Raw genomic sequence first — 17766 nt, forward strand, 5'->3', positions numbered from 1 at the left:
GGCGCGATGATCGCCCACTGCCTGTCCGTCAATGTCCGCCGGCCCAAGATCGCCTCCCGTTTTCGATCTCGAATCAAACCGGAGGCGATTTGGGAATCCCTTAAATGCAGACGCCGCCTAGGGTCCGACCATCCGGCGGATATCCGCGGGGCTGGCGCCCTCGGCGCGATATGTCCGGATCGCCCGCGCGTCGTCGCGTTTCGCCAGCCGCTTGCCGGTCTCGTCCCGGATCAGGCGGTGGTGGTGATAGACCGGCGTGTCGATGCCCAGAAGACGCTGAAGGACCACGTGGATCATCGTGGCGCCGAACAGGTCCTGCCCGCGCACCACGTGGGTGATGCCCTGGTCCGCGTCGTCCAGCACCACGGAGAGGTGGTAGGATGTGCCCATATCGCGCCGCGCCAGAACGATGTCGCCGACGCCGTCGATCAGGCTTTGCCCATCGGCCGTGATCGTTCCGGTTTCGCCCTCGGGACCGTGCCCGGTTTCCGCGAAAGCAAAGGGCAGGGCCGTGTCCTGCACCGCGCGCACCATGTTCAGCCGCAGGGCGACGTTGCGCGGACGCGGCCCGGACGGGACCGGCGTGGCCGGGCGGCAGGTGCCCGGATAGATCACCCCGTCCGGACCCAGGAGCGGCGCGCCTTCCTGCGGGGCCGATGCGGCGGCCTCGATGTCGCGCCGCGAGCAGGTGCAGGGATAGACCAGCCCGCGTGCCCACAACGCATCCAGCGCGGCGTCATAGACCGCGAACCGGTCGGACTGGCGCATCACCGGCCTGGGCCAGGACAGCCCGAGCCAGGACAGGTCGTCGAAGATGCCCGCCTCCCAGTCCGGGCGCGCGCGGCTCAGATCGATATCCTCGATGCGCAGCAGGAACAGGCCGCCCCGGCGGGTGGCCATGTCATGGCCAAGCATCGCCGAATAGGCATGGCCGAGATGCAGGGGGCCGGTCGGGGATGGCGCGAAACGGGTGATGAATGTCACGTTTTGTCAGACAGGTAGGCGTTGAAGTTCAAGTAAGGTCCGGACGGGCCGGAACGGTCAGGCCGCGTTCTGCGACGTCCGTCCGAGCCAGCCCTGCCAGTCGGCCTTGGCGCGGTCGGTATAGGCCTTGTAGCGGTCCTTGCGGCCACGCCGTCCGCCCTTCAGCCCGTGCACCGGCGGAAACAGTCCGAAATTGACGTTCATCGGCTGAAAGGTCTTTGCGTCCGCACCGCCGCTGATATGCGTGATCAAGGCACCCGTGGCGGTGGTTTCCGGCGGCGGCGCGAGCGGACGGCCGAGAATGTCACCGGCGGCCATGCGCCCGGCCAGAAGCCCCATCGCGGCGCTTTCGACATAGCCTTCGACGCCGGTGATCTGCCCGGCGAACCGGATATTGGGCCGGGATTTGAGCCGCATCCGAGCGTCCAGCAGGCTCGGGGCGTTCAGGAAGGTGTTGCGGTGAATGCCGCCCAGACGCGCGAAGCTGGCGTTTTCCAGGCCCGGAATCATCCGCAGAACCTCGGTCTGGGCGCCGTATTTCATCTTGGTCTGGAAGCCGACGATATTATAGAGCGTTCCCAGCGCGTTGTCCCGGCGCAGTTGCACCACCGCGTGGGCCTTCACGTCCGGCTGGTGCGGGTTGGTCAGCCCGACCGGTTTCATCGGTCCGTGGCGCAGGGTTTCGCGGCCGCGTTCCGCCATCACCTCGATCGGCAGGCAGCCGTCGAAATAGCCCGCGGTCTCGCCTTCGTGGAATTCGGTCTTGTCCGCGGCCAGAAGCGCGTCGATGAAGGCTTCGTATTGGTCGCGGTCCATCGGGCAGTTCAGGTAGGCGGTGCGCTCTTCCTCGGTCTCGCCCTTGTCATAGCGCGACTGCATCCAGGCGCGCGACATGTCGATGCTGTCGAAATAGACGATCGGCGCGATGGCGTCGAAAAAGGCCAGCGCCTCGGCCCCGGTTTCGGCTGCGATCGCCGCGCCCAGCTCCGCAGAGGTCAGCGGCCCGGTGGCGATGATCCAGTGGCCGTTGTCGGGCAGGGCGGTGATTTCCTCCTGCGATACGGAAATGCGCGGATGCGCCAGAAGCTGCGCCGTTACCGTTTCCGCGAAGGGGTCGCGGTCCACTGCCAGCGCGCCGCCCGCCGGCAGGCGGTGCCTGTCGGCGGCCGCCATGATCAGCCCGTTCGCAGCCCGCATTTCCCAATGCAGCAGACCCACCGCGTTCTGTTCGGAATCGTCCGACCGGAACGAGTTGGAACAGACCATCTCGGCCAGATTGCCGGTCTTGTGGGCAAAGGTCTCGACCTTGGGGCGCATCTCGTGGATGACCACGTCCACGCCGAGGTTCGCCGCCTGCCATGCGGCTTCGGACCCGGCCATGCCGCCGCCCACGATATGAAGAATGTCGCTCATACCCGGCATGTAGGGCAGGCGGGCGGATTGCGCAACGATTTGCGGCGCGGACCGGGGGAATCGCCGTTGCGGCTGTCCTGCGAAGGGACCCGCCGATCCCGCCGGGACCGGACTCCCGTCCGGGTGCGCGGCGCTACTGCGACCAGTCGGGCGGGCGTTTCTCGATGAAGGCGGCGATGCCTTCCTCGGTCTCGCGCACCATCATGTTCTGCACCATCACGTCGCCGGTATAGGCATAGGCCTGTTCCAGCGGCATTTCGATCTGTTCGTAGAACGCCTGCTTGCCGATCCGCACCGCCTTGCCCAGTTTCGACGCCAGGGTGGCGGCCAAGTCGGCGGTTTCCCGTTCCAGATCGGCGGCGGGCACCACGCGATTGACCAGCCCGAGCGACCGCGCCCGTTCCGCGTCGATGAAGGCGCCGGTGGTCAGCATCTCGAACGCCTGCTTGCGTGGGATGTTGCGCGACAGGGCCACCATCGGGGTGGAACAGAACAGGCCGATATTGACCCCATTGACGCCGAACCGCGTGCCTTCCGCCGCCACGGCCAGATCGCAGGAGGCGACCATCTGGCAGCCCGCCGCGGTGGCGATGCCATGCACCTGCGCGATCACCGGCTGCGGCAGGGCGCGGATGCTCATCATCATCTGCGCGCAGCGGTCGAACAGGTCGGCGAAATAGGCGCGTCCCCCGTCCTCGGCCTGCCGCCCGGCGGTCATCTGCTTGAGATCGTGACCGGCGCAGAACGCCTTGCCGGCGCCGGACAGCACCACGGCGCGGACGTCGGGCTGTTCCTTCAGGCGGTCGAATTCCGCCTGCAGCGCCGCGATCATCTCGTCCGACAGCGCGTTCAGCCGCTCCGGCGCGGCCATCGTCAGATGCGCGACCGCGCCCGTGTCGTTACGTTCCAGTATTGCCATCTTGCCCTCGCTCAGCTTTGGCGCAAGGTTACGCGCTGGAAGCACCGGAGAAAAGCATGCAGGCCAAGTTTACCGCGACCGAAATGATGGACTATCTCGAAGAGGTGTTTCCACAGATCAGAAGTGATTTCCGGGTTGAACATCTGGACGGAGAAACCGTGACCATGCGGATGCTGATCGGAGATCGGCATCTGCGTCCGGGCGGCACGGTTTCCGGCCCGTCCATGTTTGCGCTGGCCGATGTCGCGGCCTATGTCGCGACGATGGCGCCGATCGGGCGCGAGGCGCTGGCGGTGACCACGAACATCTCGATGGACTTCATGCGCAAACCCGCTGCCGGCGCGGACCTGATCGCGCAGGCCAAGCTGCTGAAGCTGGGCCGGGCCCTGACGGTTACCGATGTGCTGGTCTACTCCGAAGGAGAGGAGAAGCCGGTGGCCCGCGCCACCTTGACCTATTCGATCCCGCCCAGGCGTTGAGAGATCACGCAGGCGACGGTCCGAGGGCAGGCCCGGGCCGTCTTGGACAAGGCGGCGCGCGCCTTCGGATGGTTGCAAGCCAGACCATCCCATATGTAGCGCGGTTTTCCCGGTTTGATCGGACATGGCCGTTTCCACGGGTTGTGGACCTCTCCGACATGGCCCGGCGCGCCGCCGGAAGCGCAGATTTCCTGGCGCGGAATTTGGGGTAAATAAATACCTATTTTGTAATATGCTGTAAATAAATAAAAAAGAGCCTACGGCTCCTCTTGACTGGCGCGCGGACGACCCTTAAACCCCGTCCATCGAATTCGGGCGGGTGCGTGTTGCGCCCGCTTTTCACGTCAAACAGGAAACCCCTGCCATGAAAACCTTTTCTGCCACTCCAGCAGATATCGACAAGAAATGGATCCTGATCGACGCCGAAGGCGTCGTTCTTGGCCGTCTCGCGTCGATCGTAGCCATGCGCCTACGCGGCAAGCACAAGGCGTCCTTCACCCCGCATATGGACATGGGTGACAATGTCATCGTCATCAATGCCGAAAAGGTGCAGATGACCGGCAAGAAGCGCGACGAGCACTTCTACTGGCACACCGGCCACCCCGGCGGGATCAAGAGCCGCACCAAGCAGCAGATCCTCGAAGGCGCGCATCCCGAGCGCGTCGTCATGCAGGCCGTGAAGCGGATGCTGCCCGGCAACCGGCTGAGCCGCCAGCAGATGACCAACCTGCGGATCTATGCCGGCACCGAACACCCCCACGAGGCGCAAAGCCCCGAAGTTCTGGATGTCAAATCCATGAACAAGAAAAACACCCGGAGCTGATGAGTCATGGCTGAACAAATCAACACACTCGAAGACCTGAACCAGGTCGCCGGCGTCGCCGCCGCCGCCGAGGCGGAGCTCGCGCCCCGCGAACCCGTTCGCGACGAACTGGGCCGGGCCTATGCCACCGGCAAGCGCAAGGACGCGGTCGCCCGCGTCTGGATCAAGCCGGGCTCCGGCAAGGTCACGATCAACGGCAAGCCGCAGAACGAATATTTCGCGCGCCCCGTGCTCCAGATGATCCTGGCGCAGCCCTTCGGCATCACCAACACCGACGGGCAGTTCGACGTGGTCGCGACGGTCAAGGGCGGCGGTCTGTCCGGTCAGGCCGGCGCGGTGAAGCACGGCGTGTCCAAGGCGCTTCAGCTTTACGATCCGTCGCTGCGCGGCGCGCTGAAGGCGGCCGGCTTCCTGACCCGCGACAGCCGCGTGGTGGAACGCAAGAAATACGGCAAGGCCAAGGCCCGCAAGAGCTTCCAGTTCTCCAAGCGCTGATCGCCTGGCATTTTTTCCAAAGGGGCTGCGTGTTGCGCGGCCCCTTTTTCGTTGTCCGGGGTCTTCATCTGCCGGACACGCATCAGGGAAGCGGACCGGACTCCGTCCGTCTGTTCCAGCCGGCCTGCGCGGACACGATCCCTTGTGCGATGACATCGTTGTTCCGGCAGGCATGCCCGGTCCTCGCTGGGCGCGACCGTCCGCGCCGCACGGCCCGGAAAACGCGGCGCTTGTTCTTGACCCCCCGGTTGCCCCCGTGCGACGGGTGAGCGGCAACAGGGGGCGGCGTTGGATGACTGAGACCCAAAAGGGTGTGCTCGCGATGATCGGCGCGGCGGTGATCTGGGGCGTGTCTCCGATCTACTACAAGCTTCTGGCGCATGTTCCCCCGGTCGAGGTTCTCGCCCACCGCACCTTCTGGTCGCTGGTGTTCTTCGCCGGTCTGCTCGCCCTTCAGGGCCGGTTGCCGGAACTGGGCCGCGCGCTGAGCGGGTGGCGGCGCATCGGACTGATTGCGCTGGCGGCGCTGATGGTGTCGGTGAACTGGTTCCTGTTCATCTACGCCACGCAGATCGACCGCAACACCGAAACCAGCCTCGGCTATTACATCTATCCGCTCGTCGCGGTGCTGCTCGGGCGTTTCCTGTTCGCGGAACGGCTCGGCGCGGCGCAATGGATCGCCGTGACCCTGGCGGCGCTGGCGGTCGCGGTGCTGACCGCCGGACCGGGGGTCGTGCCCTGGATATCGCTGACGCTGGCTTTGACCTTCGGGCTTTACGGCGTGATCAAGAAACTGCTGCCCATCGGGCCGATGGTCTCCGTGACCTGCGAGGTGCTGGTGATCGCGCCGCTGTCCGTCGGCGCCCTGGTCTGGATCCAGGCGCAGGGGCAGGGCGCCTTCGGCCAGTCCTGGCGCGACACGCTTCTGCTGCTGGCCTCCGGGCCGGTCACCGCGCTGCCGCTGATCCTGTTCAGCACGGCGGCGCGGCGGATTTCGATGGCGACCGTGGGGCTGCTGCAATACATCAATCCGACCCTGCAGTTCCTCTGCGCGGTGGTGCTGTTCGGAGAACTCTTCACCCCGGCGCACCGGATCGCCTTTCCGCTGATCTGGGCGGCGCTGGCGATCTATTCGCTGGCCGCGCTGCGTCAGGACAGGGCGTCGCGCAGGGCATCCATGGCGGCGGTCGGCGTATCGACCCATGTGACGAAACCGGCGAGCGAGGCATCCGCGAAACCCTGATCGACAATATGGTCGATCAGCGCCCGCAGCGGGTTCCAGTAGCCGCGCGTGTTCAGCACGATGACGGGCTTGTCGTGCAGCGCCAGCTGCCGCCAGGTCAGGGCCTCGAAAAATTCGTCCAGCGATCCGGCGCCGCCGGGCAGGATCACCACCGCGTCCGCGTTCATGATCATGACCTTCTTGCGCTCGTGCATCGTCTCGGTGATGACATAGCGTGTCAGGTCGGTCTTGCCCACTTCCCGGTCGACGAGATGGCGGGGGATGACGCCGAAGGTCTCGCCATCCGCCCCCTGCGCCGCGCGGGCGACCTCGCCCATCAATCCGATATCGCCCGCGCCATAGACCAGCCGCCAGTCCTGGCGGGCGATTTCCCACCCCAGCGCCCGCGCGTCCTCGGCATAGGCAGGCATTGCGCCGTTGCGGGATCCGCAATACACACAGACGGATTTTACGGTCATGGGCAGGGCTTTCTGTTAAACTTGGCCGGGAAGGGCGAATGGTCGCGCTGTGATAGACCGATTGCGGCACCGGCTCAACAGGGCGGAACGGCGTCGCGGCCCGGCGCGGCGACTGGGGGATGCACATGGGGTCAAGAGATAGCGGCACGGGTTCAGGCGCGCTGGGATGGGCGCTCGGCCTTGCGGCCGGTGTCGTCGTCGTGGCGATCGGGCTCTATGTCTGGACCCTCGCGACCGATCCGCCGGTCCCGGACCGCGCCGGCCCGCCTCTGCCCGCGGACCATGGCGCAAGCGACGAGGCCGTGGCCGCCGCGCCGGAGCCGGCAGCGTCCGCTCCCGCCGCCGAACCGGACGAGACGGCGGCAAGGGATGACGCGGCGCCGGAACGGCCGTCGCCCAGGGTCGATGTGGTGCGGGTCGATCCGGACGGCAACACGGTGATCGCCGGAACCGCGACCCCCGGCAGCAAGGTGGTCATCCTTCTGGACAACGCGGAACTCGCCGCCGTCCGGGCCGGGGCGGACGGGGCCTTCGTCAGCCTGCTGAACCTGCCCTTGGCGGCGACCCCCCGCGTTCTCAGCCTGCTGTCCGAAACGGACGGAGTCGCGCTGGAATCCGACGACCGGATCATCCTCGCCCCGTCCGGAGCCGCCGCCAAAACCGAAATCGTCGCGGATACCTCCGCCGATACCGTCCCTGAAACCGATGCGGAACCGGTGCCGGTCGCGCTGGCGGAACCTGCAGCGGAATCCGTTCCCGGCCCCCCCGCCAAGCCTGCGGCGGATACAGCCGGTGCAGACCCGCAGCGGCCCGCCCCGGTGCGGACCGCCAGCGTTGCGCCGGATCCCGCCCCGCCGGTCGAAGCGAAGGTGGCGGACCCGACCCCGTCCAACCCGGAGGCGGCCCCGGCTTCCGGCGTCCCCGCGCCCTCCGCGATCGCGCAACCGGCGGCCAACGATGACGGGGCCGCGGGGCTCGCGCCGGACGCCGGCCTGCCAGCCCCTCCGCCGGCGCGGGTTCCCGAACCGGAAACCGCGATGCCGGCCCCCGGCGAAGGACCTGCGCCCGAAATGCCGGAACCCGCCCCCGCGCCGACCCCGGCCGCGGCAGGGGTGGCAGTGCTGCGCTCCGGAGCCGACGGGGTGGAATTGCTGCAACCGGCCGTTCCCGACGACCCGCTGAAAGCGGTCGGGCTTGAACTGGACACGATCAGCTATTCCAGCGAAGGCGACGTCCTCTTGCGCGGGCGGGCGCGTGACGGGGCGCTGGTGCGGGTCTATCTCGACAACGCGGCGGTCGCCGATCTGGCCCCGGATGACGGCGGCCGCTGGCGCGGCGCGCTGAAGGACGTGGCGCCCGGCGTCTACACCCTGCGGCTGGACGAACTCGGCGCGGGTGGCAAGGTTCTGAACCGCCTGGAAACGCCGTTCCAGCGCGCGTCGCCCGACGCCCTGCAATCCCCGGCAGGGGCCGATCCGGAATCCGCTCCGCTGATCCGCGCGGTCACGGTGCAGGCGGGCGACACGCTCTGGGCGATCTCGCGCGAACGCTATGGCGACGGGATTCTCTACGTGCGCGTGTTCGAAGCCAACCGCGACAGCATCCGCAACCCCGACCTGATCTATCCGGGGCAGGTGTTCTCCATCCCCGAATGATCCGCCCCCTCTGGTCAATCCGCCGGGCAGCGCCTAAGTGAAGGCTCTGACAGGAAAGGCCCCCATGTCCGTGACCGACACCCCCATCGCCGACGACCAGCGACGCTCCGGATGGCGCACCATCCGCCGCGTCTCACCCTACCTCTGGCCCGACGATCAGCCCTGGGTGAAACGCCGCGTGGTCCTGGCCCTCGCGATGCTGGTGCTGGCCAAGCTGATCGCCGTCGGCACGCCGATCCTCTACAAGGAAGCAGTCGACAGCCTCGCCAAGGAAGGCGTTCCGACGCTGGCGCTCGGTGCCGTCGGGCTCACCGTGGCCTATGGCATGGCCCGGCTTATGACGGTCGGATTCCAGCAGCTGCGCGATGCGGTCTTTGCCCCGGTCGGGCAGCGGGCCCTGCGCCGGCTGGCGCTGGAAACCTTTGCCCATATCCACCGCCTGTCCCTGCGTTACCACATCACCCGCAAGACCGGCGGCCTGTCCCGGATCATCGAACGCGGCGTCAAGGGCGTCGATTTCCTGCTGCGCTTCCTGCTGTTTTCCGTCGGCCCGCTGATCCTGGAACTGGCGCTGGTTGGGATCATCCTGACGGTGCTGTTCGATATCTGGTATCTGGTCATCGTCTCCGTCACCATCGCCTTCTACGTCTGGTTCACCTTCGCCGTCACCGAATGGCGCGTGCAGCTGCGCCGGGAAATGAACGACCAGGACACGGATGCCAACCAGAAGGCGATCGACAGCCTGCTGAACTACGAAACCGTCAAGTATTTCGGGGCCGAAGCACGCGAGGCGGCCCGCTATGACCGGGCGATGCAGGGCTATGAGCGGGCGGCGCTGAAAACCGCCTATTCGCTGGCCTTCCTGAATTTCGGCCAGTCCCTGTTCATCACCGCCGGGCTGATCGGCGTCATGGTGCTGGCCGCCCTCGGGGTGCAGTCCGGGACGCTGACGGTCGGCGATTTCGTCATGGTCAACGCCTACATGATCCAGATCACCGTGCCGCTGAACTTCCTTGGCACCGTCTATCGCGAGATCCGTCAGGCGCTGGTGGACATGGGCGAAATGTTCGACCTTCTGGAACAGCCCGCCGAAGTCACCGACCGCCCGGATGCGCCCGATCTTCGGGTGTCCGGCGGCGAGATCCGGCTCGACAACGTGCATTTCGGCTATGACCCCAACCGCGACATCCTGAAGGGCGTCGATCTGACGGTGCCGGCGGGCCGGTCCGTCGCCATCGTCGGCGCGACCGGGTCGGGCAAATCAACCATCGGGCGGCTGCTGTTCCGCTTCTACGACGTGACCGGCGGGGCGCTGCTGATCGACGGGCAGGATCTGCGCGCGGTGTCGCAGGACAGTCTGCACGCGGCCATCGGCGTGGTGCCGCAGGACACGGTGCTGTTCAACGACACGATCCGCTACAACATCGCCTACGGGCGCGACGGCGCGACCCAGGAGGAGATCGAACAGGCCGCCCGCGACGCCCAGATCCACGACTTCATCGCCGGATTGCCGGACGGCTACGACACCACGGTGGGCGAACGCGGGCTGAAACTGTCTGGCGGCGAAAAACAGCGCGTCGGCATCGCCCGCACGCTGCTGAAGGATCCGCCGATCCTGCTGCTGGACGAAGCCACCAGCGCGCTGGACAGCGACACCGAACGCGAAATCCAGGGGGCGCTGGCGCGGGCGGGCGAAGGCCGCACCGTGATCACCATCGCGCACCGGCTGTCCACCATAGCGGACGCGGATCAGATCGTGGTGCTGCACGAGGGCGAGATCGTCGAACGCGGCACCCACGACCAGTTGCTGGCCCGCGGCGGGCGCTACGCCAATCTCTGGAACCGCCAGCAATCCGACCGGGACGCCGCCTAGGTCGGCACGACGCGTTCGGCTATTCGGCGGCCTTCAGGGGCGTCCTGTCCGGCTTGCCCTCGGCGGGGCGCGGTTCGGGGTCTTCGGGTGCGGTCCCGGCGGCGGGCGCATCGCCCGGCGGCGCATCGTCCCAGACGATCTCGTCGATCATCACGCGCCGCGCGGCCTTTTCAAGCCGCATGTCGCGCGCCGTCCGGCTCTGGCTGCCGCCGGTCACGCGCACGATCAGGTGGCCGACCCAGGCGGCGTAGGTGGCGAACCAGACCCGCAGCGCCAGGAAGGACGGGGTCACGATCAGCGTCAGCACCGTCGCGATGCCCAGCCCGAAGACCACCGCGGTGGCGAGCTGTTTCCACCACAGCGAGGTCGGGCTGTCGATGGAATAACCGCCGCCGATGAAATCCAGCGACAGGCCGAACATCATCGGCGCCAGCCCGGCCATGGTGGTGATCGTGGTCAGCAGCACCGGGCGGATCCGCGCCTCCGCCGTGCGCACGATGGCCTCGATCCGCGGCATGTAGCGGGAATATTCCTGGTAGGTGTCGATCAGCACGATGTTGTTGTTCACCACGATCCCGGCCAGCGCCACGATCCCGGTGCCGGTCATGATGATCGAGAACGGCTGGTTCATCACCAGCATTCCGATCAGCACCCCTGTGGTGGACAGCACCACCGCCAGCAGCACGAGAACCGCGTTGTAAAAGCTGTTGAACTGCGCCAGCAGGATGATGAACATCAGCCCGAGCGCGCCGAGAAAGGCCTTCTGCAGGAACGCGCCGGATTCCGCCTGGTCCTCCTGGTCGCCGGTCCATTCCCAGGCGATGCCGGCGGGCAGGGGTTCCGTGTTCAGCCATTCGGTGATCGCCGCGATCCGCTCGTTGGCATTGACCGGCGTCAGCCGGGCGTCGCCGGACTGCACCGCGCCGCGCAGATCCTCCAGCGAAACGCCGTCTTCCAGATGGGTCATCTCGAACAGTTCGCCCTTGGCGTTCCGCGCCGTGGCCGCGCCGCTCTGGGCGTCCTCCGCCAGCCTGCGCACCATGCCCAGCGTCCGGTCGGTGCCGGTTTCGGCATCGGGCCGCACCACCCGGAACAGCGCCGCGCCGACATCCGCCTTGACGTCGTAAAAACGCCGCTGGTCGACCCGGCTGATCTTGGCCAGTTTCTTGACCGGCTGGCGGGTCACGAAATTGCTGAGCGGGATCAGACCGTCCGAGGTGCGCACCTTCATCGAATCCAGCGTGCTCAGCACCCGGTCTTCCTGCGGCAGGCGCACGCGAATCTCGATCTCCTCGTCGCTGCTGTCCACCCGCATTGTGTCCAGCAGGATGCCGCGCGTCACCAGCTGCACCATGCCGCCGACCGTGGCCACATCCGCGCCGTAGCGCCCGGCCTTTTCCACGTCCACGTCGATCTGCCAGTCGATGCCGGGCAGGGGCAGGCTGTCCTCGATCTTGATCAGACCGGGCAGGGCTTCGAAATGCGACCGCGCCAGGGCCGTGGCGGCATTCAGGGCATCCCAGTCATCGCCCTTCAGCCGCAGGTGGACCGGCTTGCCCGAGGCCGGCCCGCGCCCCAGCGGCAAGATCTCGGCTTCGAAGCCGGGCAGCTTTTCCAGTTCCGCCGTCAACTGGTCGATGACGAAATCCCCGTCATAGGCCGGGGCGCTTTCCTGGTGTTCCAGCCGCCCGCCGAACCATGTCCTGGTGACGGTGGGGCGGTTTTCCCAGGGAATGATCTCGAACTGCACCTGGCCCACCGTGTCCGGCGGCACCTGCGCACCGCTGGCATCGGTGTTCAGTCCGCCATCGCCGGCGAAGGAGAACACGTTGATGACGGCGGGATGGGCGCGGACGATTTCCTCGGCCTGGCGCACCATCGCATCGGATTCCGCCAGCGAGATATTGCCGCGGGCGCGGACATAGACGGTGGCCTGCTCCGGTTCGCTCTCGACGAAGAATTCCACCCCGCGGGAATTGGCCGGGAACAGCACCGCGGCGACATAGAACACCCCGGCAAAGATGGTGGCGATGGCCACCACCGGCATGACCGGGTTGCCGGCGATGAACTTGATGAAATGGCCGAACGGCGTGTGCCGGTGTCCCGACCGCACCGCGCGCGGCGGACGCCGGATGCTGGCGGCGCCCAATGTGACCGAAGAGGCGAAGGCGGCGAACAGGAACAGCGCCGCGCCGAACAGCGATCCGGCGGTTGCCGGCACCCCGCCGGGCAGGAGATAGGCCGGGTTCAGAACCTGCATCGCGCCCAGGAACATGCCGTAGAGCGCGACCGGCACCAGCAGCGCGCGCGCGGCCCAGGGCAGACGGGCGCGCAGCCCGTCCGACAGCCGGCCGAAGATCCGGCTCATCCGGCCGGTGACGCCGCCCATGACCGGCAGGTAGACCAGCGCCACGACCAGGCTGGCGGACAGGACGAAGATCAGCGTGACCGGCAGCATCCCCATGAATTCACCCGGCACGCCGGGCCAGAACAGCATCGGCAGAAAGGCGCAGAGCGTGGTCGCGGTGGAACTGACGATGGGCCAGAACATCCGCTGCGCCGCCTCCACATAGGCGTGCATCGGCCCGACGCCCTCGCTGATCCGCTTGTCGGCGTATTCCACCACCACGATGGCGCCGTCCACCAGCATCCCCACCGCCAGGATCAGCCCGAACATCACGATATTGGAAATCGTGACGCCCATGATCGCCAGGAACATGAAACACAAGAGGAACGAGGTCGGGATCGCGAAGCCGACCAGCAGCGCCGCCCGGCTGCCGAGCGCGCTCAACACCACGATCATCACCAGCGCCACCGCGGTCAGGACCGACCCTTCGAGCTGGCTCACCATCGACCCCACGACCCGGCTCTGGTCGTTGGAGGTGCCGACCGTGACGGCAGCCTGCAATTCCTCGGGCCATTTCGCCTTGTTCGCGGCCAGCGTCTCCTTGACCAGCGCCACCGTGTCGATCAGGTTGTACCCCTTGCGCTTGACCACCTGCAGCGCCACCGTGTTCTCGCCGTTGAACCGCGCCGTGCCCTTGCGGTCCTCGAAGGTGAAATTGATCTCCGCCAGTTCGCCCAGCGTCACCACCCGGTCGCCATTGGTCTTGACCGGCAGGTTGTAGACGTCGCGCGGCTCGTCGAAACTGGACGGGATCTTGACGCTGAACGTGCCCTGTTCGGTTTCCACTTCGCCCGCCGCGATCAGCTGGTTGTTGTTCCGCACCACGTTGATCAGTTCCAGCGCGGTGATGTTGTAGGCTTCCAGCCGCAGCGGGTCGATCACGACCTCCAGCATCTCCTCGCGGTTGCCGGCGATTCCCGCCTCCAGCACCGCATCCAGCGATTCCAGGTCGTCCTGGAGATTCTTGGCGATCCTGGCCATCGTGCGTTCCGGCACGTCGCCGGTCAGGTTGACGATGACGATGGGAAATTCGGAAAAGTTGATCTCGTTGATCGAATACTGTTCGGCCCCTTCGGGGAAATCGGCCTGCGCCTTGTTCATCGCGTCGCGCACGTCGGCCATGATCGCGGTCTTGTCCCAGCCGAAATCGAATTCCAGCGCCACCCCGGCGTAGTTTTCCGCCGCGGTGCTGGACATGGTCTTCAGCCCGTCCAGATCGGCGAGTTCGGTCTCCATCGGCTTGATCAGCAGGCTTTCGCTGTCCTCCGCCGAAATGCCGGGAAACTGCACCGACACGAACAGCGCCGGGATCTCGATGTCCGGCTCGCCTTCCTTGGGCAGGCTCACATAGGCGAAACCGCCGATGATCAGCGACAGCGCGATGAACGCCAGCACCATGCGGGCCCGTTCAGAGGCCCAGGTGACGATCCCGGTCATTGCGCCGCCTCGCGATAGGTCGGACGCACGACGACGCCCTTGGTGACGAAATCCTGCCCGGTCACGATGACATCCACCCGTTCGTCGAGCCCGCTGACCCAGACCCCGTCCACGTTGTCGCGCAGCAGCCGGACCGGGCGGAAATCGACGATGTCGCCGTCGCCCACGATCCGCACGCCCAGTTGCCCGTCGTTGTTCAGGGTCAGGGCCGATTGCGGCAGTTTGTGCGCCATCGCCCCGTCCGCCGCGATCAGGATCGACGCGGTCTGCCCGTCGCGGATCGACAGGTCCGGGTTGGGAACGCTGATCTCGACCGCGAAGGTCCGGGTCGCCGGATCGGCCGACCGGCTGATGAACACGACCTCGCCCCGCACTTTCTGCCCATCGGCCAGTTCCGCCCCGGCGGGCGCGCCGACGCGGACCCGGTTGACCTCGGTTTCCGGCACGTAGCCGACCAGCTTGATCGGGTCGAGCTGGATGATCGTCGCGCAGAGGCTGCCGGGCTGCATCAGGCTGCCCAGTTCCGCGGCGTCCGATTCCAGCAGACCTTCGAACGGCGCGTGGATGCTCAGCCGCTCGATCTCGCGTTCCGCGGCGGCGACCGCCGCGGCGGCGCTCTCGATTCCCGACCGCGTGGTTTCCAGCCCCGACTCGGCGGCGGCGATCCCGGCCTCGGCGGAGCGGACGGCGGCCTGGGTCGACGCCAGCCGGGTGTCCGAGGCGAATCCGCCCTCGGACAGTTTCTGCGCGGCGTTGTCGTTGATCTGCGCCTCCGCCAGCCGGGCGCGGGCCTCGGCCAGCCGCGCCTCGGTTTCGGGCACCCGGCTCCTGGCTTCGCTCAGGCGGGCGCGGGCCTCCGCCAGCGCCGCCTCGCGGGTGCCGGGATCGAGCTTGCACAGCAGGTCGCCGGCGTTCACGAAAGCGCCCTTGCGCAGCGGTTCCGAAATCACCGTGGCCGAGGTTTCGGCCCGCACCTCGACCTGCCGCAGCGCCGCGGTCTGCCCGCGCAGGATCACCGCACTGTCGATCTGTTGCGCGGTGCTGCGCAGAACCACCACCCCGACCGCCCGTTCGGCGGTTTCCGCCAGCCCGGCGCCGGGATTGTCCGGCGCGGTTCCGGTCTCCTGGGACGCCGCTTCGCCCAGGGCAAAGGCAAACAGCGCCTCGCGTTCGAACACGATCAGGTAAAGCCCGAGCGTCACCAGAATCGCGGTGATGATGGGAATAATTCGCATGTCGCGCCTTTCAAGAACCGTGTCGCCGGACCATCCGGCCAGCCGGCGGGCCGCCCGGTCGCGTTCCCGCCTGCCTTCTCTACACTAAACTAACCAGTTCAGATTAAATTTTTTTGCAGTGCAGCGCAAGCCGGGCCGCATTGGCGCGACCCGCGCCCTTGGCTTGCCCGGACAGTCGGGTTATGAGGGGAAAATCGGTCCGGATTCCAATGGGGTCAGGGCAGGGTCCGGCGGTGCGGATCCAGGGCAGGTCAGAGCGGAGAGTGGCAGCGATGAGCGATACCGACAGTTTTATCGACGAGGTGACGGAAGAGGTGCGCCGGGACCGCCTGTTCCAGCTCTTCCGGCGCTACGCCTGGATCGCGGTCCTGCTCATCGTCCTGGTCGTCGGCGGCGCGGCCTGGAACGAATACAGCAAGGCGCAGCAACGGGCCGCCGCCGAAAACTTGGGGGACGGCATCGTCGCCGCGCTGGCCGCCGACGATTCCGCGGCGCGCGCCGTGGCGCTCACCGGTATCGAGGTCGATCATCCCGGCGGCGCGGCCATCGTCAATTTCCTGATCGCCGCCACCAGTGCCGACAGCGGACAGATTCCGGACGCGGTCGCCGCCCTGAACGGCATCGCCAGCGACGGGGAACTGCCGGAAATCTACCGCCAGATCGCGGCGTTCAAGGCGCTGACCCTGCAAGGCGACACCCTGCCGGTCGCGGACCGCCGCCTGCAATTCACGGCGCTGGCGCAGCCCGGCGCGCCCCTGCGCCTGCTGGCGCAGGAACAGCTGGCGCTGATCGACATCGCCGAAGGCGACACCGGGGCGGCGCTCGACAAGCTTCAGGCGATCCTTTCGGACGCCGAAACCAGCTCGGACTTGCAACAGCGCGTGTCTCAGGTGATTGTCGCCCTCGGCGGAACGCCGCAGACCCTCCAGCGGTCGCAAGGCTGAGCGGCGCCTGGACATGGGCAAACGGACCGAACAGAAAGACAGGCACTGATCCATGAGGACTGCGTTTCATTCCACCCGCACCGGGTTGTCGCTTGTGATGGGCGCGGTTCTGACCCTGACGGCCTGCGCCGAACAGGAAGCCATCCTGCCCGGAGTGCGCGAGAACATCCGCCCGGCGGCGGAGGACGCGCCGGCCACCGCGGCGACCGTCACCAACAGCAGCCGCGCCATCCGTTTGCCGGCCCAGACCGCCAACAGCGCCTGGGCGCAGCCGCCGGGAACCCAGGCCCACCGCACCGCCCATCCGGCCCTGCGCGTCCTGCCGGCGCGGATCTGGTCCACGCCGATCGGATCGGGCGACAGCCGCAGGCAGAGGATCACCGCCGATCCGGTGGTGGCGGGCGGGCTGATCTATACGCTCGACAGCGGCGCCCGCGTGTCCGGAGTGGCGCCGGGCGGCGGAGTCGTCTGGAGCACCGACCTGACGCCGGACACCGATTCGGAAGGCCAGGCCACCGGCGGCGGCATGGCCTATGACAACGGCACGCTCTACGTCTCCAGCGGCTTCGGCCGGTTGTCGGCGCTGGATGCGCGCACCGGCGGCCTGCGCTGGACCCAGAAACTGGATTCCACCGGCAGCGGCGCGCCAATGGTGCGCGACGGCCTGATCTACCTGGTGGCGGGGGACAACATCGGCTGGGCGGTCCGCACCGACACCGGCCGCGTCGCCTGGCAGATCGAAGCCAACCAGAGCATCGCCAACGTCCTGGGCGCGCCGTCGCCGGTCCTCTCGGGCGACCTCGTGGTCTTTGCCTTCGGCTCCGGCGATCTCATCGCCGCCTTCCGGCGCGGCGGGCTGCGGCGCTGGTCCGCCACGGTCGCCGGGCAGCGCGTGGGCCGCGCGATCTCGCGGATCGGCGACATCACCGGCGCGCCGATGGCGGTGGGCGACCGGATCTACGTCGGCAACCATTCCGGGCGCATCGTGGCGCTGGACGGCGAAAGCGGCGACCGGATCTGGACCGCCCACGAAGGCGCGCTGGGTCCTGTCTGGCCCGCCGGAGACAGCATCTTCTCGGTCACCGACCGGAACGAACTGGTGCGGATCGACACCCGCGACGGCAGCGTGATCTGGGCGGTGGACCTGCCGAATTTCGTGCGGGACAAGCCGCGCAAACGCGGCAAGGTCTATGCCAATTACGGTCCGGTCCTGGCGGGCGGCCGCATCGTCGTCGCCTCCAGCGACGGCAAGCTGCGCTTCTTCGCGCCCGAGAACGGCGCGCTCGTCGGCAGCGTGGATGTGCCGGGCGGCGCCAGCAGCGGGCCGGTCGTCGCCGGGCGGACGCTCTATGTCATGGGCGGCAACGGGGAACTGCACGCTTTCCGTTGACCCGCGAATGC

At 67.4% G+C, this 17766-nt stretch carries 14 protein-coding genes; 8 read left to right on the forward strand and 6 right to left on the reverse strand.

Annotation, left to right across the window (positions count from 1 at the left end):
• Positions 1 to 117: 117 nt before the first annotated feature.
• The 3 genes from gluQRS to QO034_RS13380 all read right to left on the reverse strand — a co-directional run bounded on the left by gluQRS (position 118) and on the right by QO034_RS13380 (position 3316).
• Positions 118 to 984, reverse strand: coding sequence for a tRNA glutamyl-Q(34) synthetase GluQRS (gene gluQRS, locus QO034_RS13370; RefSeq protein WP_284486046.1), 867 nt, complete (start codon positions 982 to 984; stop codon positions 118 to 120).
• Positions 985 to 1041: 57 nt separating this feature from the next.
• Positions 1042 to 2397, reverse strand: a complete 1356-nt coding sequence (gene trmFO, locus QO034_RS13375; RefSeq protein ID WP_284486047.1) for a methylenetetrahydrofolate--tRNA-(uracil(54)-C(5))-methyltransferase (FADH(2)-oxidizing) TrmFO — start codon at positions 2395 to 2397, stop codon at positions 1042 to 1044.
• A gap of 133 nt (positions 2398 to 2530) precedes the next feature.
• On the reverse strand, positions 2531 to 3316 hold the full coding sequence (locus tag QO034_RS13380) for an enoyl-CoA hydratase (protein WP_284486048.1): 786 nt from the start codon (positions 3314 to 3316) through the stop codon (positions 2531 to 2533).
• 56 nt (positions 3317 to 3372) lie between these two features.
• Between QO034_RS13380 and QO034_RS13385 the strand changes: the two genes are divergently transcribed.
• The 4 genes from QO034_RS13385 to rarD all read left to right on the forward strand — a co-directional run bounded on the left by QO034_RS13385 (position 3373) and on the right by rarD (position 6356).
• A complete protein-coding gene (locus QO034_RS13385; RefSeq protein WP_284486049.1) occupies positions 3373 to 3795 on the forward strand; it encodes a PaaI family thioesterase in 423 nt (140 codons plus the stop codon).
• Between the two features lie 364 nt (positions 3796 to 4159).
• On the forward strand, positions 4160 to 4618 hold the full coding sequence (gene rplM / locus QO034_RS13390; protein WP_284486050.1) for a 50S ribosomal protein L13: 459 nt from the start codon (positions 4160 to 4162) through the stop codon (positions 4616 to 4618).
• 6 nt (positions 4619 to 4624) lie between these two features.
• On the forward strand, positions 4625 to 5113 hold the full coding sequence (gene rpsI, locus QO034_RS13395; RefSeq protein WP_284486051.1) for a 30S ribosomal protein S9: 489 nt from the start codon (positions 4625 to 4627) through the stop codon (positions 5111 to 5113).
• A 292-nt stretch (positions 5114 to 5405) separates the two neighbouring features.
• On the forward strand, positions 5406 to 6356 hold the full coding sequence (rarD, locus tag QO034_RS13400) for an EamA family transporter RarD (RefSeq protein ID WP_284486052.1): 951 nt from the start codon (positions 5406 to 5408) through the stop codon (positions 6354 to 6356).
• On the opposite strand, the gene QO034_RS13405 is transcribed toward rarD, so the two are convergent.
• On the reverse strand, positions 6263 to 6814 hold the full coding sequence (locus QO034_RS13405) for an LOG family protein (protein WP_284486053.1): 552 nt from the start codon (positions 6812 to 6814) through the stop codon (positions 6263 to 6265). The two genes, rarD and QO034_RS13405, sit on opposite strands and share 94 nt — an antisense overlap.
• Positions 6815 to 6939: 125 nt before the next feature.
• On the opposite strand from QO034_RS13405, the gene QO034_RS13410 reads away from it, so the two are divergent.
• Entirely contained in the window at positions 6940 to 8469 is a 1530-nt protein-coding gene (locus QO034_RS13410) for a LysM peptidoglycan-binding domain-containing protein (RefSeq protein ID WP_284486054.1), read from the forward strand.
• Between the two features lie 64 nt (positions 8470 to 8533).
• The gene (locus QO034_RS13415) at positions 8534 to 10342 is read left to right on the forward strand and encodes an ABCB family ABC transporter ATP-binding protein/permease (protein WP_284486055.1); all 1809 of its coding nucleotides are present in this window, start codon (positions 8534 to 8536) and stop codon (positions 10340 to 10342) included.
• 19 nt (positions 10343 to 10361) lie between these two features.
• Here QO034_RS13415 and QO034_RS13420 read toward each other — a convergent pair whose 3' ends face one another.
• Both QO034_RS13420 and QO034_RS13425 read right to left on the reverse strand, forming a co-directional pair.
• Positions 10362 to 14186, reverse strand: coding sequence for an efflux RND transporter permease subunit (locus tag QO034_RS13420; RefSeq protein WP_284486056.1), 3825 nt, complete (start codon positions 14184 to 14186; stop codon positions 10362 to 10364).
• Complete coding sequence (locus tag QO034_RS13425) at positions 14183 to 15421, reverse strand: efflux RND transporter periplasmic adaptor subunit (RefSeq protein WP_284486057.1); 1239 nt, start codon at positions 15419 to 15421, stop codon at positions 14183 to 14185. The genes QO034_RS13420 and QO034_RS13425 overlap by 4 nt, the downstream gene beginning before the upstream one ends.
• Positions 15422 to 15693: 272 nt before the next feature.
• Here QO034_RS13425 and QO034_RS13430 point away from each other — a divergent pair, with 272 nt between their 5' ends.
• Together QO034_RS13430 and QO034_RS13435 are read left to right on the forward strand one after the other, a co-directional pair.
• Entirely contained in the window at positions 15694 to 16365 is a 672-nt protein-coding gene (locus QO034_RS13430) for a tetratricopeptide repeat protein (protein ID WP_284486058.1), read from the forward strand.
• A gap of 52 nt (positions 16366 to 16417) precedes the next feature.
• The gene (locus tag QO034_RS13435; RefSeq protein ID WP_284486059.1) at positions 16418 to 17755 is read left to right on the forward strand and encodes a PQQ-like beta-propeller repeat protein; all 1338 of its coding nucleotides are present in this window, start codon (positions 16418 to 16420) and stop codon (positions 17753 to 17755) included.
• Positions 17756 to 17766: the final 11 nt, after the last annotated feature.

Source organism: Sedimentitalea xiamensis, assembly GCF_030164465.1.
Lineage (GTDB): Bacteria > Pseudomonadota > Alphaproteobacteria > Rhodobacterales > Rhodobacteraceae > Sedimentitalea > Sedimentitalea xiamensis.